Source organism: Pseudanabaena sp. lw0831, assembly GCF_016584665.1.
Taxonomy (GTDB): Bacteria; Cyanobacteriota; Cyanobacteriia; order Pseudanabaenales; family Pseudanabaenaceae; genus Pseudanabaena.
Genome location: NZ_BBJB01000051.1, coordinates 1 through 19869 on the forward strand (window position 1 = coordinate 1; position 19869 = coordinate 19869).

General features: G+C 40.9%; 24 protein-coding genes. 8 read left to right on the forward strand and 16 right to left on the reverse strand.

From position 1 onward, the window contains the following. Positions 1 to 279 precede the first annotated feature (279 nt). Entirely contained in the window at positions 280 to 1296 is a 1017-nt protein-coding gene (locus APA_RS09095; protein WP_201321973.1) for a multicopper oxidase domain-containing protein, read from the reverse strand. Positions 1297 to 1535: 239 nt separating this feature from the next. On the opposite strand from APA_RS09095, the gene APA_RS09100 reads away from it, so the two are divergent. Then, on the forward strand, positions 1536 to 2087 hold the full coding sequence (locus APA_RS09100; RefSeq protein WP_236579475.1) for a protein tyrosine phosphatase family protein: 552 nt from the start codon (positions 1536 to 1538) through the stop codon (positions 2085 to 2087). A 61-nt stretch (positions 2088 to 2148) separates the two neighbouring features. On the opposite strand, the gene APA_RS09105 is transcribed toward APA_RS09100, so the two are convergent. Together APA_RS09105 and APA_RS09110 are read right to left on the reverse strand one after the other, a co-directional pair. Beyond that, on the reverse strand, positions 2149 to 2589 hold the full coding sequence (locus APA_RS09105; protein WP_201322035.1) for a VOC family protein: 441 nt from the start codon (positions 2587 to 2589) through the stop codon (positions 2149 to 2151). A gap of 229 nt (positions 2590 to 2818) precedes the next feature. Continuing rightward, on the reverse strand, positions 2819 to 3271 hold the full coding sequence (locus tag APA_RS09110; protein WP_201321974.1) for a DUF29 domain-containing protein: 453 nt from the start codon (positions 3269 to 3271) through the stop codon (positions 2819 to 2821). Positions 3272 to 3668: 397 nt separating this feature from the next. Between APA_RS09110 and APA_RS09115 the strand changes: the two genes are divergently transcribed. After that, positions 3669 to 4304 (forward strand): hypothetical protein, encoded by a 636-nt coding sequence (locus tag APA_RS09115; protein WP_201321975.1) that lies wholly within the window; start codon positions 3669 to 3671, stop codon positions 4302 to 4304. Positions 4305 to 4383: 79 nt separating this feature from the next. On the opposite strand, the gene APA_RS09120 is transcribed toward APA_RS09115, so the two are convergent. The 5 genes from APA_RS09120 to APA_RS09135 form a co-directional block, all read right to left on the reverse strand. Continuing rightward, positions 4384 to 5133, reverse strand: coding sequence for a FecR family protein (locus tag APA_RS09120; protein ID WP_201321976.1), 750 nt, complete (start codon positions 5131 to 5133; stop codon positions 4384 to 4386). Positions 5134 to 5261: 128 nt separating this feature from the next. After that, positions 5262 to 5435 carry a hypothetical protein gene (locus APA_RS09125; RefSeq protein ID WP_201321977.1) on the reverse strand — a complete coding sequence of 58 codons (174 nt, stop codon included), beginning with the start codon at positions 5433 to 5435 and terminating at the stop codon, positions 5262 to 5264. A gap of 13 nt (positions 5436 to 5448) precedes the next feature. Next, a complete protein-coding gene (locus APA_RS25755) occupies positions 5449 to 5763 on the reverse strand; it encodes a DUF6713 family protein (protein WP_374101351.1) in 315 nt (104 codons plus the stop codon). A 56-nt stretch (positions 5764 to 5819) separates the two neighbouring features. Next, the gene (locus tag APA_RS09130; protein WP_201321978.1) at positions 5820 to 8801 is read right to left on the reverse strand and encodes a Tn3 family transposase; all 2982 of its coding nucleotides are present in this window, start codon (positions 8799 to 8801) and stop codon (positions 5820 to 5822) included. A 132-nt stretch (positions 8802 to 8933) separates the two neighbouring features. Further along, positions 8934 to 9845, reverse strand: a complete 912-nt coding sequence (locus tag APA_RS09135; RefSeq protein WP_201321979.1) for a site-specific integrase — start codon at positions 9843 to 9845, stop codon at positions 8934 to 8936. A gap of 82 nt (positions 9846 to 9927) precedes the next feature. Between APA_RS09135 and APA_RS09140 the strand changes: the two genes are divergently transcribed. Beyond that, a complete protein-coding gene (locus tag APA_RS09140; RefSeq protein WP_201321980.1) occupies positions 9928 to 10398 on the forward strand; it encodes a helix-turn-helix transcriptional regulator in 471 nt (156 codons plus the stop codon). Here APA_RS09140 and APA_RS09145 read toward each other — a convergent pair. From APA_RS09145 to APA_RS09175, 7 genes are all read right to left on the reverse strand, one after another. Further along, on the reverse strand, positions 10371 to 10562 hold the full coding sequence (locus APA_RS09145) for a DUF6713 family protein (protein WP_201321981.1): 192 nt from the start codon (positions 10560 to 10562) through the stop codon (positions 10371 to 10373). The two genes, APA_RS09140 and APA_RS09145, sit on opposite strands and share 28 nt — an antisense overlap. Before the next feature lie 23 nt (positions 10563 to 10585). Further along, on the reverse strand, positions 10586 to 10846 hold the full coding sequence (locus APA_RS09150) for a Txe/YoeB family addiction module toxin (protein WP_201321982.1): 261 nt from the start codon (positions 10844 to 10846) through the stop codon (positions 10586 to 10588). Then, positions 10843 to 11097, reverse strand: a complete 255-nt coding sequence (locus APA_RS09155; RefSeq protein WP_201321983.1) for a type II toxin-antitoxin system Phd/YefM family antitoxin — start codon at positions 11095 to 11097, stop codon at positions 10843 to 10845. Before APA_RS09155 ends, APA_RS09150 begins: the two co-directional genes overlap by 4 nt. Positions 11098 to 11319: 222 nt before the next feature. Continuing rightward, positions 11320 to 11844 (reverse strand): hypothetical protein, encoded by a 525-nt coding sequence (locus APA_RS09160; protein ID WP_201321984.1) that lies wholly within the window; start codon positions 11842 to 11844, stop codon positions 11320 to 11322. A gap of 6 nt (positions 11845 to 11850) precedes the next feature. Continuing rightward, positions 11851 to 12813 carry a ParA family protein gene (locus APA_RS09165; protein WP_201321985.1) on the reverse strand — a complete coding sequence of 321 codons (963 nt, stop codon included), beginning with the start codon at positions 12811 to 12813 and terminating at the stop codon, positions 11851 to 11853. 173 nt (positions 12814 to 12986) lie between these two features. Continuing rightward, on the reverse strand, positions 12987 to 13541 hold the full coding sequence (locus APA_RS09170) for a hypothetical protein (RefSeq protein ID WP_201321986.1): 555 nt from the start codon (positions 13539 to 13541) through the stop codon (positions 12987 to 12989). Between the two features lie 62 nt (positions 13542 to 13603). Then, positions 13604 to 14278, reverse strand: coding sequence for a cytochrome b/b6 domain-containing protein (locus APA_RS09175; RefSeq protein ID WP_201321987.1), 675 nt, complete (start codon positions 14276 to 14278; stop codon positions 13604 to 13606). Between the two features lie 63 nt (positions 14279 to 14341). Between APA_RS09175 and APA_RS09180 the strand changes: the two genes are divergently transcribed. The 3 genes from APA_RS09180 (at position 14342) to APA_RS09190 (ending at position 17184) form a co-directional block, all read left to right on the forward strand. Continuing rightward, positions 14342 to 14527, forward strand: a complete 186-nt coding sequence (locus APA_RS09180; RefSeq protein WP_201321988.1) for a hypothetical protein — start codon at positions 14342 to 14344, stop codon at positions 14525 to 14527. 6 nt (positions 14528 to 14533) lie between these two features. Further along, positions 14534 to 16102 carry a tyrosine-type recombinase/integrase gene (locus tag APA_RS09185; RefSeq protein WP_201321989.1) on the forward strand — a complete coding sequence of 523 codons (1569 nt, stop codon included), beginning with the start codon at positions 14534 to 14536 and terminating at the stop codon, positions 16100 to 16102. Positions 16103 to 16239: 137 nt separating this feature from the next. After that, on the forward strand, positions 16240 to 17184 hold the full coding sequence (locus APA_RS09190; protein WP_201321990.1) for a glycosyltransferase family 9 protein: 945 nt from the start codon (positions 16240 to 16242) through the stop codon (positions 17182 to 17184). Between the two features lie 59 nt (positions 17185 to 17243). Here the strand turns inward: APA_RS09190 and APA_RS09195 are convergent, their stop codons facing one another. Beyond that, positions 17244 to 17924, reverse strand: a complete 681-nt coding sequence (locus tag APA_RS09195; protein ID WP_201321991.1) for a pentapeptide repeat-containing protein — start codon at positions 17922 to 17924, stop codon at positions 17244 to 17246. Positions 17925 to 18142: 218 nt separating this feature from the next. Here APA_RS09195 and APA_RS09200 point away from each other — a divergent pair, with 218 nt between their 5' ends. Continuing rightward, complete coding sequence (locus tag APA_RS09200) at positions 18143 to 19042, forward strand: hypothetical protein (protein WP_201321992.1); 900 nt, start codon at positions 18143 to 18145, stop codon at positions 19040 to 19042. Positions 19043 to 19059: 17 nt separating this feature from the next. Beyond that, positions 19060 to 19812: a M48 family metallopeptidase gene (locus APA_RS09205; protein ID WP_201321993.1), complete on the forward strand. Its 753-nt coding sequence runs from the start codon at positions 19060 to 19062 to the stop codon at positions 19810 to 19812. The last annotated feature ends 57 nt before the right edge of the window (positions 19813 to 19869 follow it).

Below are 19869 nucleotides of genomic sequence, written 5' to 3' on the forward strand. Positions count from 1 at the left end.
GTTGAGATCTTAGGCTCATTAGTACATGCCGAGATTGCGATCGCGCCTACTAGTGAGAGTAAAAACAGAACTAAAAACGCTTTGGTTTTAATTACAGTTTGAAATAATTTTTTAACGAGAGAAAAGAGATAAGACATGAAGATAGCTAATGGTGAAAAAGGGTAATTAAAAAACTAGGTAATGCTATTAATTTGCAATAAGTGATCTACAAATATTAGAACATAAAAATTGCAAATAATTATCAATAAGTGTTTCAGTTAATAAAAAATTTGAGTATCTTTAACTAGTAACCACCTCAAATAGCCCCATACAGCCAGCATCAGCGATCGTATCTTGGTGCGGATGAAACATGTATTTACCCGTAAATCGATACGTCAACTCCAGAATATGTCGCTCGGCAGTCCCCATTGTGATCACATCACTCTCCTCGCTTGGAGACATGCTGCGCCCAGTACGATAAACCTGAAACATATTGGCATGGACATGAAAGGTAGCTACTGGGTCATACTCAATCATATTAAGGACATACAACCTCAATAACTGATTTTGCTGGACTGCGATCGGTTGCTGCATATAAAAGTGGGGAAGCCCATTAAAGGCATACATCTCATTACGCCCATCTCCATTCGTGTCATAGCCAGCCATGATTAAAACAATCTCATCCGCAGGTGGTCGAGGCGTAGGCGGATCGATGATGAACATGCCGTACAGACCTTTACCGATATGCCGTGCCACTGGTTCGATATGACAGTGATAGAGATGAACTCCATAGGGCATCGCATCAAACTCATAGATAGTCGCAGCACCATTACGAATTGGTTTAACTCCATCCATTTCCGAAGGATGTTCGCCATGAAAGTGCAATGAATGAGAATGCCCTCCTCTATTAGCAAAAGCAATTCGCACCCGATCGCCTTCTGTTGCTCTGAGGGTTGGGCCAGGCACGCGATCGTTTACATTCCAAGTAATAAAGTCAGTCGCCGCATCCAATTTTACGGTCTTACTTTGCGCCGTTAGCTGAAACTCTCGTACTGTGCGACCATTTTCTTGGGTAACTTTTCCATAATCAAATTCTCGTAGGGTAGCGATCGGGTCAAGTCCACTTACTTTGATTCTTTCCTGCGATGCTTCAGTAAGTTTCATCGGCGGAATCACAATTTTTTTTGGCGGATTGCTTGAAGATTTATCCTGTTCGCTATTGCGATTTGAGATAATTGGACTACAAGCGATCGCGCCGCCTATTAATCCCATCCCCCCAAGACCCAACTCTAATATTTTTCTGCGTTGCCGATCCATTAACTGTAACTACTTGCAATTGATTCCTATTTATCTTAGCGAACTTTACTATACTTTTGACTTATGAAGTTACGCCACTTTGACATTGTCAGTTTCAAGCTAATTGCGATCACGACTTTTTTGTTCAATCTCAAGATAATGAGACACGCTATTAGACCTGTAAGTGGACTATATTTCTTGCTTTGAGACTCAATAAATACCAATCAATTCAATTGTCAAATCAAATACCTTAAAAAACTATGGATAATCGTTGGATTCAACTTTTGGGGGGAATCACATTTTTGATTCTGTATCTATTTTTCTCAGCCAAGACAGAAATGGGAACTAAGTTATTTATGAACCAAAATAGCGATCGCCTAGCAGAAATTATTAACTTTCTGCAAATTTCAGACAAACTAGCCACAGCAGGACAGCCAACAGCCAAGCAATTTCGATCAATTGCTGATGCTGGTTATGAAACAGTAATTAATTTGGCTTTACCTACTTCTGACGGAGCGATCGCTAATGAAGCACAACTAGTTCAATCTTTCGGAATGGAATATATTGCCATTCCTGTAAATTGGGAAACTCCAACGATGGCGGATTTAGACGAATTTCTACAAGCAATGGAACAACGCCAACGGCAAAAAATCTTTGTCCATTGTGCTAAGAATATGCGCGTTTCTGCCTTTGTCTATCTGTATCGTCGCTTGCATCTCAATTGCGATCGCGAACAAGCGATCGCGGATTTACATAAAATTTGGCAGCCCAACGAGACTTGGCAAAAATTTATTGATGCAAAACTAACTTAAATCTAAAGCTGATGCTGTCCACTTCGCGAGCATTAGTTTTTTCAATGTCGTAACTTTTGTGTCAACTAGGATCGCAGCGTATTTCAATCAGAAATCCATCGGGGTCATAAAAATAAATGCCTCTACCAGTAGGACGAGTAACAGGTTCACCCTCAATTTGGACTTGATGCGATCGCAATACCGCCACCGCTTGCTCAAAAAGTTCTGGAGCAATATCAAAGGCTAGATGATTAGCACGAGTAAATTGCTGCTGCGGATCAAGATCGGGTGGCGTAAGTTCAGGTTCCCAAAACAAATCGAGAACAGTGCCATCGGGAGTTCTAAAATTCGCAACTTTGCCTGCTGCTACTAGATTAACTAAAGTACTAGGAACCTCATCACCAACAAGTTGATGCAGTCCCAAAATGTTGCCATAAAAATTACAAGAAACCTGCATGTCCCGCACATTCAGAGCAATGTGATGCACTCGTCGTAAAGCTCCATTTGCGATCGCCGTTTGCATAGATAGCGTAGTTGAACTATTTGACGACATAAAATTAGTTCTAGCTAGGTTTACCAATAGATTAAGACGATTTATCTACTCTATAGCAATAAAGATAGAAGTTGCCGTGCAAAGCACGGCAACTTTTATCTTTATTGCTATCAGGAAAATTTAAGTTTACAGAGCGATCGCAATTACAATCAAAAGCCAACCACATCACTTTCACAACATTGGCTGAATAACATTTACTTTAGTCAAACTCTTTAGCAATATCTTCGGGAAAATTTAAATCCAAAATTTGTTCAATCGTATAAGGACATTCTTGAGGCAAACTTTTAGCATCCAGAGGAGTTTCAAGCACCACTATATACAAAGCCGCCTCATAACTATCTTTAATTATTTCTCTAAGCTTATTTTTGAGGCTAGGGCTATCCCTCAAGATCCAGTGAACCTCTCGACGTTCGCTGTCAATTGTCACTTGCCAAATTTTACTATGCTCTTTTGGCAGTAAATGCCACTTTAGCAAATGACCAAGCAAAACATTAAAGTGAGTCCTTAACTCTCTACTTTCTTGTCTCCCCAAAGATTCAATCTCTTTAGCTAGATTTTTTGAGTCAAGCCCATCAACTTCACATGCTCGTAATTTTTCAGACTGCTCTAGTGTCCAACGATAAAAATCTGACTCATACAGACCCATTGCCATATACCTTTGCCTTAAGCTTTTTCTATTTTCCTCTAGAACTATTCAAACATGAATCTAAAATCCACTAAAGCTAAATCTCAATCACTAGTTATTCTGTAGCGATTTTAGGCTCCAAATCTAACTATAAATAGTAGTTAGCTTACGAATTTACATAAAAGCTCTAAGCTTGCGTAAATATCCATTATCGTAAGCTAGGCGGCATACCTTAAATTCGTAAGCTTATTTTGGTTAGTTTATTTTGAGGTTGAATCATGCCTACGTGTAAAACACATCAGCAATCGCTTGTAAAGATGAATTTATTTTCTGAAACTATTGCCAATTATGCCTTTAAGCATTAGCGTAACCTTCTGTAAGGATGTACCCCAAGCTCTAACCAAAAACAAACCATTAAGTGAATATGAAAAAATATCTTTCTTTTGTAGTTAGTTTAATTTTATTTACTGTAAGTGCCTGTACCCCATCTAAAAGCGAACCCGCAAGCTCAAGCAAGTCAGCATCTCCAAGTAATTCATCTGATAAAGCTAAAGATGGAGAACTCAAGACAGATTCTAAATCTGAACCAGCAGCAACAGGTTGGCAAGATTACAGTTCAGGTACAGGGAAATTCAGCGTACAAATGCCAAATAAACCACAAGAGCTATCTCAAGAACAGAAAACTGATGTTGGTGAAGTCAAGATAAATATGGTGCTGTCTGAGTCTAATACCTCAGCCTATATGGTTGGATATAATGACTATCCCGCAAAATTCACTGATTCTGAGATCCCAATAAGGGTAACTCAAGCTGTCAAAGGTTTTGTTACTGGTAGCATTAAAGGTGAAATCAAATCTTCTAAAGAGTTTAAGCTTGGCGAAACTCCATGCATAGATTTTGAGGGTAGTGGCAAGATTCAATCAACTGATGCATCAGCGAAAGGGCGAATTTGTATTGCAGACAATATTCGTCTTTATCAAGTAGTTGTAGTAGCTCCTTCAGACAAGTTCTCAAATGCTGATGCCGATCGCTTTATTGCCTCATTTAAAATCAATAAGTGATGAAGCTAAGATATAAAAAACAAAGAAAGAGTTGCGGAGCAACTCTTTCTTTGTTTTTTATATCTTCAATTAGCTTGTATTATTTGGCTGGAGGAGTTTGAGTGAGACTCGCTTGTCCTGGGAGGAGATTGTCAATAACTGTTTGAGTGGGTAGTGGCGCATCAAAGCTTCGCAATAATTCACTGGTTTTAGAAATTTCTTTCCACTCATTGAGAGTCAAACGACGCACAACTGGAGGTGTTGTAGAGTTAGGTTTAACAATTATTTCTTCACCTGTCAATAAAATAATTTCATTTGATTGATTGGCTAACTTAACCACCACCGTTCCTTCCCAAGAGAAAAACCTAATACCCTTGTTGATGTCTTTAGGAATTTCGACAAAGGCTGTTGTCCCACGAATTGCGGCCGTGGCATAGGCTGTAGATATTTCAGTTGGAACTTTTAAGCCAGGTTTCACCCAAGTGATCATCTTGCCCTCTGTAAGATTAAGTCGATTGTTGGGTTTAATCTGTACACTCGAGTTACCACCAATCCGAAATCCTATTCCATTATCGAATTCAATTTGAGTTTTCCCCTTTCCTTGGGTACGCACTGTATCAGCTACATGTAAACCCATGCCAACTTTAGCATCAGTTTCTTTGGTGTCTGTCTTTGATAATACTGACACAGGCTTTTCTTCAACCAGTGATACTTTTGCGATCGCTTGTTCTTGAACCACTATGGGCTTAGGCGTAGCATTAGTTACAGGAGCAGTCGGTATAGCAGTGGGTTGAGATTCACAACTAAATAGCGCGATCGCCATAGCAGTCATTAACAAAGAACGTTTCATGAGAACATCTCATCTAAAATTTAGAATTTATTCTAAATAGATGTTTGCATAGTCACAAAAACTAGGCAAGTGTATTTTATGCTTAATGTCAAAATCTTTACTTTGTATACACTTGATTGATTTTAAATTCAAATCTCTATTTCGATTTTGCCTGAGCCATTGCAAAATGCGCAATTTTCTTCGCGTTGAATTTCGCCAGAGCAATCACGGATTGATATATAGCCTTTACCTTCGCAGTGACGACAAGTCTTGGTTGATAGAGTAGTAGATAAAAGGCGATCGCCTTTTGTATTTATTTGCATAATTTTTGGCGTGTCACATTTGAGGTCGATTATCATAATCAGGATTGTGGTTATTCGATATATAGGTAACTATTAAGAACAGAAGCCCAAATAATCCAGCTCCAAAAATTAATCCTTGAGACAATGGCGAGTTAAAGGTATATAGCGGATGATTTTCTAGCCTCTTGTGCAATCCAGCATGAACAATCAAAAATATCGCAAATACAATTCTTGACCATTCTTTAACCCTAGTGTTTTCGTTAAAGCCTAACCAAAAAATGATTGCGAAGAATGGGACATGGATAGCAATAAAAGAAGTTGCAGCTATTTGCTCTGGCAAACTGTTCAATATATAGGCATGTAATCAGGATACGTGTAAAACAGTGCCACGAAACGCTGAAGCATTTACTGAGAAGGCTCTTGAACGATCTCAATTGGCAAGCTAACTGCCAGATCCAAAGGTTCGGGAATAGTCGTCAGATCGACAACATAGTCGCCATAACGCTTTAAATGTCTAGTCAGATAAGGACTCAAAGTAGAGAGTAACACGCGGTCAACCTTATGACCCTCATCAACCAAACTCCGTACCGCAGCAGAAATATCCACAGTATTCTGAAAAATCACCGCACTGGCAACTAAGTCGAGATACTTGAGCCGCTTCTCTTGTTCTTCAGGATCGTGGTCTGTAAGTACCCCCTGCTTACCAAAAAATAACCAGTCCAGAAAATTGTGATAGCCTTCGACAATATTGGTGCAAGCTGTAATCTCCTGACGTAAAGCGCGGTCGGAAATATATTGCAGCAAAAACAACGTTCTAACTACCTGTCCCAAGGCTTGAAAAGTCTGGTACAGGCGATTCTTGCGACTATTACCCCCTAATCTTCGCAAGATCGTTGAAGGCATCAACTTACCCGCCTGAATGGACAAAGTTACACGAATTAAATCCTGCCAATGAGTCTGAATCAACTTCCAATCCACCACATCCGTAAATAACGGATCGATGTATTTATACACAGCCTCTGGACTGGGACGAAAGAACTTATAATCCTGCCAATTGCGAATCCGAGGCATCAGCTTGATTCCCAATAGATAGGACAAAGCAAAGACAGTCAATGATTGACCTTGAGTATCTGCATGTAAGGTATCTGGTTGAATATCGGAACTGTTCTTCAGTAACCCATCCAAGATATACACTGCCTCCCATACTCCACAGGTAATAAAGTGGGTGAACAGCGCAATGTAAGTATCTGAGACATGATGGTAAGCAATCCCACCATAACCGCCATAGCGGATATGGTACTCTGACATCAAACTGTTTTCATGGATCTGAAACTTGCTTCCATCAGCGGCGGCGCGTTTCCCCGTTCCCCAACACTTGGGCAACGGGAGTAAATTGTAAGCATTAATCAACTCCCGTATTGCTGCTTCGATTTGGCTGGTTTGAATATGTAGTCGATTGATACGCGACAACATCTGTCCGTTAATCAGTCCGCGTGTATGACGTGCTGTTTGATAGGGACCAAGGTTACACCCATAACCAAACACAGCCAGAATATATCGCTCAGTGGGTTGGTCTATTTTAGCCTCAGAGCCTGAAGCTAATCCAAAATGCCGCGTCCAGTTGAGCCAATGTTCCACATTGCACAGGATATCCAATACGCTCCGCTCTGGCAAACGTTCCCAAATCTTAGCTTCGAGTTCATCGGCACCAGACGGTTTCACTTCTGCTACCAAACGTTTAAGGACGGGTGCTCCAACTTCGTTAATGGTAATCTGACTGCCATCTTGACAGATCTGGTCAACTGTCTGTGCCACCTCTGTTAATTGCTGTTTTAAAGCAGCCACAAAGGACTCAGCGGTTACTGGTAAACCGCTTTGCATTCCATAACTTGCCAAGTCGTGTTCACATTCTTCCCATGAAAGTAACTGTTCGCGAAAGTCGGCGTATTGCTCGGAACCAGCGACAGAGATATCTCCTGTCTTCAACTCAGCCGCTAAATAGGTGAAGATGCACACTTCCAGATGAACTCTCGACAGTACTTGCTCTTCCCCACGCTGTTCCACCACCAATCGTCTCCACCGCTCACTGATGAAACTCAAATCGAGATCGTCGCTGGGTAAATATTTACTGCGCCGCTGTTCTTGCTTCAACACAAACGCCAAAGCTACAGGTAACGATTGATCTTGAGAGGTCGATTGAAGCTCCAAAGATCTGACCAATTCAAATAGCAACGGACGATAACGACTGAAAAAATGCCGAATTAATGGTAAATAATTATCGCTGTTGTAAGTCGTAATTGCCTGACAGCGTTCGAGTAGCTCGGCGGAACCACCATGAGACTGTAGTAGGGCTTGCACTTGATTTCCGAATGTTTGTTCGTCAGGATGATCGACAGATACCTCTAAAATCTCCGCTAACACCCCTAGCATCACTTCAGTTTGCTTGAGATGTTGTTCTCTGAGTTCCACCAACCGTTGGCGGGCAAGGTAGTGAATTTTCCGCATCCGCTTGAGAAACAGATCGACCAAATAATCTCTGGTTTTAACTTGCGCCCGATAGAGCAAACACACCAGTAAAGCGTTTCGTTTATTAGTTTTGATATCTCGAAAATCCGAAATGTCCAGCGCTTTAGCTTGAGCAGCAAAAGATTGAATCTTACTCTTAGCAATCCCCGCTAACAACCGTTGGGCATTGCCAAAAGACATCAACTTGTCAAATTTAGATTGCAACTGAATGATGTGGGAAAGTCTAACACTCTTGGGCGGAGATTTGAGTAAATTGAGGGTGACCTGACCTTCGACGGGTTGAGACAAGAGTAGCTCGTCTAAAAAAGTCTGCTCCGCAGGAGTTAACTTTGATGCCACCTGTTGAAATAATCTGTGATTGGTAATCGACCGTACATTGCCAGCTAGTCGATCTAAGGTACTAAACGCTGGTAACTCATAGCTTTCTTTGACCAATTCCTCAATCGCCACATTAATTAAATCGGCGTTACGATCCATCGTTGTCGCCGCCGTTGCGATAGCAATAGCGATATGTTGACGTGCGCCAGCATCAAAGATTTTAACTTTCAGAAAAGTCCGAATCGCTGTTTCATATCGACGTTGCGATCGCAGGGGGGCAATGGCATCAACTGAACTGTTTAGATTCAATAGTTTCCGTAAATGCTCAATGAGTGCGGTTGGAATTGATGCCCCATCTGGAAAGTACCCTAGTCGTTGAAAAGCTTTCAGAGATATCAACAAGCGAAATCGACCTTCTTTACTGGCGGTTTGGACACGAGCAAAAGCTAGCTCGGATTCAGTTGGGGTATAGAGTTCGACTAATTCTTTGAGATTCGGGAGAGATTTAAAACGAGGATAGGCGGTGCGTTCGATTGCGGTCATTAAATTAGGCGATTACCGCCGATTTTCGGTAACACAAACGGTAATTAGCGTTAGGCTCATTTTCCTAGTTGAGAGTATTAATTATACTCCTAGTTTAAACCACTTGTAGATTGATAAGGTGCTTGACAATTCTCAGAACACTCGAAATTCATCATCCAATTTTAGTAACTTGTTTAAAGCTGTTTGAGCAGCAAGTTCAGCCCGCTCAGAAGTAACTTTTTGGTATCGCAAAGTGGTCTGAATATTTTGGTGTCCCATCAATGCTCGTAGTTCTTCAATCCCGATTAATCCGACTCGTTCTGTCGCAAAAGTATGCCGCAGATCGTGAAGGCGAATACCTGCTATTAAGGGGAAAGGATCTATCAAGTCTCGCCATCGCTGATGAATATTTGGATAACTCAATCGAACCACTGTCTTACTGAGTCGGTGTTGAGCTGTCCACAGAGCTGGATGCCCTTGGTGTCGGTAGTATTTGAGGTATTTCTCTAGCAATAGGGCTGCATCCTCACTGTAGAAGCACCAGCGGGTCTTATTGCCTTTCCCAACGACCTGAAACCTTTGCCCTTGCAGATCTAGATCTTCTAGATTTAAAGCTAAGAGTTCGGCAATTCTTGCTCCACTGCGGTGTAAAAGTCGTACTACAGCATTCAGGCGACAATCGGGTGTAATCGCCTCATACATTTGTTGGAGTTGGGTGGTACTCAGATAACGGATGACACGATCTGAGGTATGTTCGCCTTTACTAAAATCTGGCTTACGTCGTCGTAAATGAGCAATTGGATTGACTCTGATATATCCTTGTTCGACAGCAAAGTTTAGGAGGGCTTGAACGATGGATTGATGTCGGTGGTGAGTTGTATAGGCTAGATGGGTCAAGCCGTTGAGATACTCTTCTATTGCTGCACGACCCAGAATCTCAATTGGATATCGTCCATACTTTTGTAGTAGCGGAATCAGTGTCAGTTCGTAAGACTTTTGGGTGGCGATACTCAGTCCAGGACGCTCTAAAAATTGAGTAGTAACTGTTGCTAAAGTCAGCGACATATACTACCTCCATCAGTCTAAAATCAAGGATAAGATTATTTTAAAAGTATATTTCTTTATTGATACTTTAATCTAGACTTATATGCAGCTTCTTGATTCTTTACTTGCACCTAATGCTGATGAATCACTCGGTCAATATCTTCGACGGCTTAGACTACACAGAGGTTTGAGTCAAGCTGATGTGGTCGAGCTTGCAGGTATTCATTTGCAAAGCTTGGGTAAAATCGAACGAGGGAGAACGCTTAAACTCAATCACAAAACTTGTAGTGGGTTGGCTTATGCTCTTAATGTTCCGAAAGAGTATCTCGAATCGGTTGGCAGAGGTGTTGCCGTGGATTTCCCATCTGCGCTCAAGTTTTGTCCGAGTTGCTGGACTGTAGGAATGGCTCCTGAGTCGATGTGGCTGGATTTAAGAGCGAAGTGTTGTTTTCTCTGCGGGATGGAGTTACGTCATCGCTGTGTTGGCTGTCAGGAGCCGATTACTTCCCTGAAGCATCGTTTCTGCCCTTTTTGTGGGACATCTTATCAATCTTCTTCACCCTTAAAAGTTTGATAGCTGAAAGCAATCACAGTGAGGATTTCAGGGCTTCGTGGCACTGTTTTACACGTATCCTGACTATACCCCATATAAAGCAAATGCCACTCAGATTGGGTTACAGCATCTAGCTCATGGGTGAAGAGTGTCGCTAAACCTAAATTAAAAAGCAGATTTTTCATATTAGCGTACCCATTTAGCTCCATTAATCTTGATAATGAAACCGACAAGCGACTATCAAAATGCTCTCCTCTAAGACCTCATAAACTATGCGATGTTCAGTGGTTATTCTGCGTGACCAATAGCCCGACAGATTAGCTTTTAATGGTTCAGGCTTCCCTATCCCATCAAAAGGATTCCTTTGAATATCTTTAATCAAGATATTGATTCTTTTTAAGATTTTCTTGTCAGTATCCTGAAACCACAAATAGTCATCCCAAGCAGCTTCTGTAAATGTAAGTTTCATTCTTCAATTAAATCTCTCTCAAAAACTTTACCTGTTTTTGCTGATTGAATCGAATCGAGCAGATGTTTGGCATTAACTGGATTGGATAGTAAATATAATGTTTCTTGCCAAGCTGAAAATTCATCTAGCGAAATTAGAACAGCTTTTTTACCCTTATCATTACAAAGAATTGTTGGTTGCACGTCTGCTATAACGCGATCAATTAAACCATCTAAGTCATGACTTGCTTGCTGGGTTGTCATTGCATCCATTTTATCCTCCTTAGTAAACTAGTGACTCAAGTAAAGAATCACAATGCCTTAATTTGGTTTATTTGCTATTGTAGGCACTGGTTCCGCGCTATGAGATTGTTCGGCTAAAATCCTTTCTTGACAAGGGTTTTAGCCATTTTAAGGTCAAATCGTCGAAACCTAGACATAAAAAGGGCTTCAGAGCTTTTTCTCATAGTGCGGAACCAGTGCCCTATTGTAATTCTATGGCTTAATAATTTTTACAATATTATCTTGGATTTCCTTTATGTTTTCTTCTAGTTTATTCATTAAATTCCAAAACTTTGAAAATTGTTGTTGCTTATCCTCAAGAGACTTACTTGTATAGCTGTTTAACATAACCACTCCAAGTTCTTCCCCGAAAATATTCTTTGTAATTACTAGTTTACTGTGAACATCTTTTAAGCTGGGAAAATAAAGGTTAATAAGCATATCTAGCTTAATTAGAGGTGGTATTTTATTTAATTCGTGTGATTCAATTGATTTGATTTCAACGTTATTAAAAATCTTATTGGAAACTTGATTTAAAGTTAAATTGTAATAATCTTTTCTTATTTCATGTAATATGACATAGATTTCTTCTAGATTTTTTCTCTCTCTATCTTCTTTGGACAATCTTTCTGTTTTTCTCTGGTTAAGCAAAGAATTTCCAAAAGCTCCTAATAAACTTAAGAATCCACCACATAGTGAAGAAATTACTGGAACCCAAATTGATATTTCTTGTGCCATTGCCTTTTATTCTAAATCAACTAAACTTAGTCTTGAGGTTTGTTCTTTCTTGCCGAGGGAGACTTCTAGCTTTTTCAAAAGCTCGACTGTGACCTCAGCAAAAGCTTTTGCGCCGCCTGAATTGGGGTTAGCTAAGGAAGCAGGGATGAAATTATCTACAGCTTTAGCGATGTTTACATCATTGGGAATCTTCGTTTTAAAAATCTTGGCACTGCTAAAATCCGCAGCTACTCGATCCATCACTTTTTGGTAATATCTGCTTAGGGTAAAGCCTGCCGACATACTAAACACGATTCCTAAGAGTTGAATATTAATCGAGTTATCTTCTCTATATACTTCACGCAATCTCTCAATGCGTCTTTCTAATAACTGAATACCTACTACCGATAGTGGCTCAGGTCTTGCTGGCATTAGGTAATAATCGCTTGCCACAATGCTGCTCCGAGTGATCAAGTTATACCCAGGGGCGCAATCGAGAATAATGAAATCATACGTTTTAAGGGCTGGAGCAAGAATACCTTTGATTAAGGTCTGCTCGAACCTGCTCCAAGTCTGCTGAAAGGTTTGTTTCTCGTCGTACAGCAGCGATCGGTTATAGAGCATTTCGGAAACTAGAAATTCATCGTATAGATCAATATCACCAACTAATAGATCGAGACCTTGCACTTTGCAAACATGGGGAATTACGAGATCTTTGATTTGGTAGACTTTTTCTTCTGGATCATTAACCTGTACTCCATAACGCGCGATTGCTTGACTGACCAGATTTCGCAATGTGCGGTTTTCTTTACGGCACTTAGCAAACTCGGCGGGTGAAATCATGCTGAGTGTGGCGCTAATTTGGGTATCTAAATCTACAACTAAAACCTTTTTGCGATGGATTTTAGCCAAGCAGGTGGCAATATTGACAGTTAAGGTGGTTTTTCCTACCCCACCTTTCATATTGACCGTTGCAATCACTTTACCCATTGTTTAAATACCCAGTTTAAATATCCAATTAAATACCGACAAAATAAAATTCTTAGGTGAGTCTCTTTGAGGCGATTATCCTAAATCATTTTTTGTCAGTTAACAATACACCATTGAACTACCAAGTCATCTTTAATTATAAAAAGTAGATGAAATGTTGGGGATTGCCTTTTTTAATTGAGATTTGGATTGACGACATGTCCTCTAGTGGGGTCAGGGATAAATAAGCCGAGGCGCAGCGATCGCAATACTACTTCCCAGACCTCGCGCATTTGTTCTTCGCCTTCTGTCCAATAGTCAAATGTAAATAGGACTTGGACATTGCCCCCGATACCGATCAGGATGCGGGAAGTTGCTTCTCTCTTCTCCGTAGCATCGATATATCGCAAATCTGTCCAGACTAGTTTCATGCCATCTCGATTAGCACTAGTAATTTTGCTCTTGGTGAGAATTTCGCGATCGTCATCATCGAGGACTTGTTGCAAGGCTTGTTTGAGCGGAAAGGTATTCCAGTCATGGGGAGGCAAACGATTAAAGGACATTTCTAATGCACCTGTATCGTCGGTTGGTTCAAAATCGTGGAAGCTAACGGACTTTTCTTTAAACTTAACGATCCAATCCTTGGGGAAATCAAACCGCACCGCGCCGCGATCTGCAACAAATATTTTGTATCCTTCTTCCGACTCCCAGCCATGATCGCTGCGTAAAGTTAGGTCTTTTTTTCTCATGATTTTAACTAGTGTGTAAAAACTACAGTCATTGTAAGTAAAACATGTGGGTATTGCCCACTCTACTGTGGTGATAAGGCTGGTAAAACAAAGGCGATCGCAATGCCACTTATAACTAATATTTCAACAATGAATAGAGTTTTGCTAGAAGGCTTAAGCTTAAAACTCTTAAACCAAGACTTTGGCATATCTTCAGCGTGAATTGTCCAGTTATAGATTGATAACAATAGTGGTAATCCACCAACTTTAGCGCTCATCAACAGATGCATTACTATACCAACAATCATTAATAACCATGCAATCAGATGTCCTATGTACCAAGCATGATTTAATTCTTCGCTAGGTAACCATTCTTCCTTCATCATCCGTCCTGTAATAACAGCAAAGGTAGCGGATAGAAGCATGATCGTATTTGTAAGACGCTGTAGAGATACCCACCAAATCGGTTTGTTAAAGTCTTTAAGCTGAATGAGGGATTGAGCCTGAACTAAGCGCCTTGAGCCTATATGAAAGCAATATAAAGCAAAAATCGGTAAGAGAACCAAAAATGTTAAAGAGATCGTGCCGTGAATACCTTGAGTATTGGGAACTATTGGTAAGTTAAGAGTGCCAAACCTCTTGTCAAAACGGTCATAGACCATAAAGCCTGTAATCAATGCAGCAAAAACAAGTAAGGCGATCGCACTATGCAACAACCTTAGTAAAACAGGCTGATAGGGAGAAATTGGAGATTTCATCTTTTTTCTATACTTGTCGAACTAAAGCTAATATAGGATTAAAATCGCTTTAGGGGTAATTAAATGCTGAAGTCTGCTATGTATTTTGCGATGTTTGTCGGTGCGATCGTGATCGCATTGTGGGTATCGCGTGAGGCGAACTACTTTTTTAGTAATTTACTTTCTTGGATTAGATATAATTGGCTACCAGCATTAGGACTTGTATTTTTAGGGATACTCTCCTACAAAGTAGTTAGCAGTAAATCATGATGCAACATGATCGATATTGAAATAGATAGTTTAGAGCGAATTCTCACGGCTTGCGATCGCAACACATTGGCAGGTCAGCGCGATTACTCAATTTTGCGATTATTAATCGAGAATTCGCTAAAGCGACAACAGGTTACAGCGATTAGTATTTGCGATTTTGACTTTAAGACGCGATCGCTACTGATTCAAAAGCGCTATAAACGTCAAGATCGGCAAAATCAAACAGAAATTATTAGTCTCAGTTTGGACACATCCACAGCATTACAAGACTGGCTGAATTTGATTCATATCAGCAATGAGAATGGGTTAGAAGATTCTCAAGCGCCATTATTTATATCACTAGATCGTGCTAATTATGGACATCGTCTGACGGGAACAGCTATATATGGGATTGTCAAACGAGCAGCGGTTAGTGCAGATGTTAATTGTGCGATTGCCCCAGAACAGTTGAGATTTAGTCAAGAAAAACATGCATTATCTCAAGACTATGAGACACGAAAAAGGACTATAATTGAGGCTAACAAGTCTCGGTTGAGACTCGCTAGTGTATCCAAATTAGAAAACGAGAATCAAAGAGAGACTCAGATAGAGATTAATAAGTCTCAAATAAGAGTAGATGATCAATTAACAAATTCCGATAATATTCCCTATGCACTTGCGGAATTTAGTCCTGATATATTAACGGCACTCCTTTCTGACAAACGGAGTCTTAATACTAGACGAGCCTACGAAAAAGACTTGAGATATTTTTTCCTTGCAGCCTATGGGCAGAAGCCCACTGAGGCAGTAATTGCTCAATTTCTTCAATTGAATAGATTTGAGGCGATCGCGATCGCTTTGCGATACAAATCAGACCTAATTGCTAGAGGCCTAAAGGAATCAACTATAAATCGGCGGTTATCAGCGCTTAAGTCCTTAGTAAACTTCGCAGCCAAATTAGGAAAATGCAATTGGAATCTTGATGATGTCCAAACTGAGACAGTCCAAACCTATCGCGATACGACTGGGCTTAAGCCTGAAGGTATTCGCACCATGTTACTTAGCATCAAACGTGACACCACCAAAGGAAAACGCGATTTCGCAATTTTGCGACTACTTTGGGACAATGCTTTGCGTCGCAATGAAGTGGTCAGCGCGAATATCGGTGATTTTGACTATGAAGCGCGATCGCTGCAAATTTTAGGTAAAGGACGTGGCTCTCAAAAGAGTCTCATTAGTCTTAATACTGGAACAGCTAGCGCAATTCAAGACTGGCTATCTTGCTTTGAGACAAAGAATCCAACTCAGCCATTATTCCACTCCCTAGATCTAGCTAATCGCGCACACAGACTGACTGGGACGGCTATTTACCAAATTGTTAGTCAGATTGCACGAACATCTGGAATTTCTAAACATATGTCCCCGCATCGCATTCGTCACTCTGCGATTACCGCAGCGCTAGATGCGACTAATGGCAATGTGCGTAAAGTACAAAAATTATCGCGACACAAGAAACTCGACACCCTCATGATCTACGACGACAATCGCACCAATATGCAAGGTGAAGTATCGAGTTTGTTAGGAGATTTGATATAACCCAAAAGAGAGTTGCGCCGCAACTCTCTTTTGGGTTTTAGATTGAGGTGCTCATTCGCATTGTATTAATGCTATCTGTATCAACTCCCAAAAACAAAGTAATATTACATACGGTCTTCGTCTAGAGATGTATAAATATGATGCGAATACTGGCCTTGGTTCCTGGTGGAACTGGCGATCAGTTACTATTTTTCCCGACATTGGATACTCTTAAACAACAGTATCCCAAGGCCGAGATTGATGTGGTAGTCGAACCACGGGCAATGGCAGCTTATCGCGTTTGCCAATCTGTGAACCGAGTCCTCAAGTTTGATTTCAAAGATCGCAACTCGTTAGCAGATTTTGGCAACTTACTCGGAACCATTCGCGATCGCGAATATGATGCAGCGATCGTTACGCAGCCTAGCTTTTCGATTAATATCTTGTTATGGTTAAGCGGTATTCCCAAGCGAATATCCTTTGCAGGGCAGGGTGACTTCTTGCTGACAGATATTATTACCGCCGATCCTCAAGAATATGCAGCAGCCCAAAAACATAACTTGTTGATGGCGATCAATATCCAGAAGTTATGTCCACCGATTAAGGTTACGCTCCCCAAAAATGATTTGGACTGGGCGGCAAGCGAGCAAAAGCGTCTCGGCATTCAGCAAAGTGGTTTTATCCTGCTGAATTGTGGCGCTTATGCTAACTATCCTGCGGAGAGCTGGGCGATCATCGCGATCGATATTCAAGCTAAACTCCCCAATTTGCCAATCGTGGCGATCGATAGTGTCAACAATGCTGATTTGCTGAAGCAATTAACTGCTAAAGTCCCAAATCTCATAATTACTAGTCCGACTGATATCGGCAAACTGACCGCATTTATTGCCTCAGCGAATCTATTTATTTGTGCCGAAGGTGACGCAATGCAATTAGGTGTTGCAGTTGGCACGGCCTTAGTGGCGATTTTAGGAGCAAATACTCCTGCTGGATCATTGCTACCGCTTAACGAAAAACGCATCAAATATGTGCAAGCGATCGCAGGTCAATCGCTTAAAGCGATCTCACCGCAGACAGTCCTATCCAAAATCTGGGAAGGATAAGTTACTTTTAGGGTTTTCAGAGCCGCAGGCTCTGAAAACCCTAAAATCGGTTTTGTGTATTAACGCTTAGCATTTTCCCAAAGAGCGCCATCAAACTTGGCGGCATGAAGATCGGTATTTCTTAAATCTGCTTCTTTGAGCTTAGAGCCACTAAAGTCTGTTTTTCTCAAAACTGCACCACTAAGATTAGCATTAGTTAAATTTGCCCCACTTAAGATTGCCCCACTTAACTCAGTCTCGCACAATGAAGCATTACTCAAATTTGCACCATTAAGATTTGCCCCACTCATATTTGCATCGCTAAGATCGGCATTAGTTAAATCTGCCCCACTAAAATTCACCCCCATTAAATTCGCATTGCGTAACACTGCCCCACTCAAGTTTGCCCCACTGAGGTTTGTGAGGCTGAGATTGACTGAACTGAGATTAGCCAAACTTAAATTTGTGCCACTAAGGTTAGTCATGCAGAGTGTGACATTCTGAAATGTTGCAAAGCTAAGGTTTGCGCCACTGAGATTTGCCAACGTGAGATTGGCTTCCCGCAAATTTGCGCCGATGAGATTAGCACCGCCCAAATTCGCCAAACTTAAATCCGCATAGCTAAAGTTAGCTTTACTAACTTCGGCATAGGCTAGGTTTGCTTCGATAAGATCGATTTGTAAGCGATGTTCTTGCGATCGCCACATATTCCAACTACTTACCCCTTTTTGCAGTTGGATCAGATGTTCTTTATTTGCCACGATCTTGACTCCGTTATCAATACGGCGTTATATGGAAATTTATTTAGAGAATTTTGATTTTTTACCCAATAATTAAGAATATTACAGCCTTTTGTAAGCAAAATTTTTTGCTCTAGTCATGACAATTCGCAACATATAGTGGTATATCTCAACTATGACAAGTTGGTCAGCAAAGAGATGATCAAAATAGCAGCTCTAAAGGCAATGGGTTTAACAACATGAAACCGTTAAGACTTAGCAGCAGATTCTCGTGGGCTATTGCCACCAATTATGTCGCTAATAGTATTTTTCTAACTTGCATTGCCTTAACTAACAGTCTAGGCAATGCATCAACAGCGATCGCTCAGCCTGTAAGCTCTACGCTAACCTGTCAACAACTAACTAATCGCCGTTACGTCGTCATACTGGATCGCCCAGCTAACCGGTTACCTCAGTTGCCAGAATTTCTTGCAATTGCCGCAGTACCCTGTGATTATCTCAATACTTCCATGACTTTTTTTGGTGGGTTTGATAATGTCCAGTCTTCTACATTTCGAGCAAATCAATTACGAGCATTAGGACTAGATGCAGTTGTACATTCCTTCTCAACAAAAGTAAATGATATTCCTGCTAATTTACAAGCTGCCGTAGTCTTGGTGGAACTTAGCAAAGAACCAAATATGGCAATTCAACAGGTGCAAACTCTATCTGGAAAGAATGCAGTTTTAGCAACATTTAATAATCGTTCGGTACTTTTAGCAGCGCCACTATCAAGTCAACAGAGCGCCAGTGCGATCGCTACAAAACTCCGAGGTCAAGGACTAGCTGCACAAGTAATTGGGGCATCACTGATTGCTTCGCCGATGACAACAAATACCACTAGTTCTATCCCCACAAATTCAGTCCCAACTTCCACAACAAACCCCACTTCTACTGCTACGATTTATCGCGTCTTAGTTCCCAATACAAATGCTAATACTTTAAAACAGATACGTGAACTTGCCCCCGATGCTTTTGTGACTATTTTCAAAAGTAAATCTTATATACAAGTGCGGACTTATACTAATCGTAGTAACGCCCACCGTGAGCGAGATCGCTTAAATGCTCGCTTTGCAGGCACGATTTTGATTCAAGATTAAAGCTCAAGATTAAACCTATGGCATCTGGTTCCAAGTCTTTAATTAATGCTGATTTGCCAGCCTACACTGTGCGTGTGAGCGATCGCGCCAAATCTGTACGTCTTTCGCTTTCTGTAGAAGCTGGTTTAGAAGTCGTTATCCCTGTTGATTACGATCGCCAAAAAGTTCCTGAACTCGTCCAAACAAAGCGCGATTGGATTGTTCGCAATCAACTCAAGCTCGATCAGCGTGAAGCTTTTTTTCAGTCACAGGCTCCCCATGAGTTACCTGACAGCATCAATTTGCGATCGCTAGGTGAAGAATGGCAGATAGAATATCGTAACTCTCCTACGAAATCAAGAGCGATCGCAATCCAAGAAAAGAAATCTGAGCTAAAGCTAGTCGTAAATGGCAATATTGCTGATGTTGAAGCTTGTAAATTTTTTCTGAAGCAATGGCTAATGCAAAAGGCGGAAAAACATTTGTTTAGTTGGTTACGCAAAGTCAGCATTCGCGCTAATTTACCCTATCGTACTACGGCAGTGCGTAGCCAAAAGACTTTATGGGGTAGCTGCTCAGGCAACCGCAACATCAGCCTCAACTACAAACTACTATTCCTCGAAACCAATGTGGTTGAATATGTGCTGATTCATGAGCTTTGCCACACAGTCCACATGAATCATTCAGATAAGTTTTGGAAATTAGTTTGTAAGTTTGAGCCAAATTACAAAATATTAGATAAATCTCTTAACCAAGCATGGCAAGTTATCCCAGCATGGCTTGACTTTTGAGTGAGGTTCGGGAGCCTATAGCAACGCAAGAGATATCTAGGACAAATCAAAACCCAA

What these genes read in the sequence shown, in the direction of transcription:
- APA_RS09130 (WP_201321978.1), bottom strand. Translation starts at nt 8,801, where the DNA reads ATGACCGCAATCGAACGCACCGCCTATCCTCGTTTTAAATCTCTCCCG.
- APA_RS09155 (WP_201321983.1), bottom strand. Translation starts at nt 11,097, where the DNA reads ATGGATGCAATGACAACCCAGCAAGCAAGTCATGACTTAGATGGTTTA.
- APA_RS09125 (WP_201321977.1), bottom strand. Translation starts at nt 5,435, where the DNA reads ATGCAAATAAATACAAAAGGCGATCGCCTTTTATCTACTACTCTATCA.
- APA_RS09185 (WP_201321989.1), top strand. Translation starts at nt 14,534, where the DNA reads ATGATCGATATTGAAATAGATAGTTTAGAGCGAATTCTCACGGCTTGC.
- APA_RS09200 (WP_201321992.1), top strand. Translation starts at nt 18,143, where the DNA reads ATGAAACCGTTAAGACTTAGCAGCAGATTCTCGTGGGCTATTGCCACC.
- APA_RS09205 (WP_201321993.1), top strand. Translation starts at nt 19,060, where the DNA reads ATGGCATCTGGTTCCAAGTCTTTAATTAATGCTGATTTGCCAGCCTAC.
- APA_RS09110 (WP_201321974.1), bottom strand. Translation starts at nt 3,271, where the DNA reads ATGGCAATGGGTCTGTATGAGTCAGATTTTTATCGTTGGACACTAGAG.
- APA_RS09095 (WP_201321973.1), bottom strand. Translation starts at nt 1,296, where the DNA reads ATGGATCGGCAACGCAGAAAAATATTAGAGTTGGGTCTTGGGGGGATG.
- APA_RS09105 (WP_201322035.1), bottom strand. Translation starts at nt 2,589, where the DNA reads ATGCAAACGGCGATCGCAAATGGAGCTTTACGACGAGTGCATCACATT.
- APA_RS09115 (WP_201321975.1), top strand. Translation starts at nt 3,669, where the DNA reads ATGAAAAAATATCTTTCTTTTGTAGTTAGTTTAATTTTATTTACTGTA.
- APA_RS09120 (WP_201321976.1), bottom strand. Translation starts at nt 5,133, where the DNA reads ATGAAACGTTCTTTGTTAATGACTGCTATGGCGATCGCGCTATTTAGT.
- APA_RS09135 (WP_201321979.1), bottom strand. Translation starts at nt 9,845, where the DNA reads ATGTCGCTGACTTTAGCAACAGTTACTACTCAATTTTTAGAGCGTCCT.
- APA_RS09145 (WP_201321981.1), bottom strand. Translation starts at nt 10,562, where the DNA reads ATGAAAAATCTGCTTTTTAATTTAGGTTTAGCGACACTCTTCACCCAT.
- APA_RS09180 (WP_201321988.1), top strand. Translation starts at nt 14,342, where the DNA reads ATGCTGAAGTCTGCTATGTATTTTGCGATGTTTGTCGGTGCGATCGTG.
- APA_RS09160 (WP_201321984.1), bottom strand. Translation starts at nt 11,844, where the DNA reads ATGGCACAAGAAATATCAATTTGGGTTCCAGTAATTTCTTCACTATGT.
- APA_RS09100 (WP_236579475.1), top strand. Translation starts at nt 1,536, where the DNA reads ATGGATAATCGTTGGATTCAACTTTTGGGGGGAATCACATTTTTGATT.
- APA_RS09190 (WP_201321990.1), top strand. Translation starts at nt 16,240, where the DNA reads ATGATGCGAATACTGGCCTTGGTTCCTGGTGGAACTGGCGATCAGTTA.
- APA_RS09170 (WP_201321986.1), bottom strand. Translation starts at nt 13,541, where the DNA reads ATGAGAAAAAAAGACCTAACTTTACGCAGCGATCATGGCTGGGAGTCG.
- APA_RS09165 (WP_201321985.1), bottom strand. Translation starts at nt 12,813, where the DNA reads ATGGGTAAAGTGATTGCAACGGTCAATATGAAAGGTGGGGTAGGAAAA.
- APA_RS09150 (WP_201321982.1), bottom strand. Translation starts at nt 10,846, where the DNA reads ATGAAACTTACATTTACAGAAGCTGCTTGGGATGACTATTTGTGGTTT.
- APA_RS09175 (WP_201321987.1), bottom strand. Translation starts at nt 14,278, where the DNA reads ATGAAATCTCCAATTTCTCCCTATCAGCCTGTTTTACTAAGGTTGTTG.
- APA_RS09140 (WP_201321980.1), top strand. Translation starts at nt 9,928, where the DNA reads ATGCAGCTTCTTGATTCTTTACTTGCACCTAATGCTGATGAATCACTC.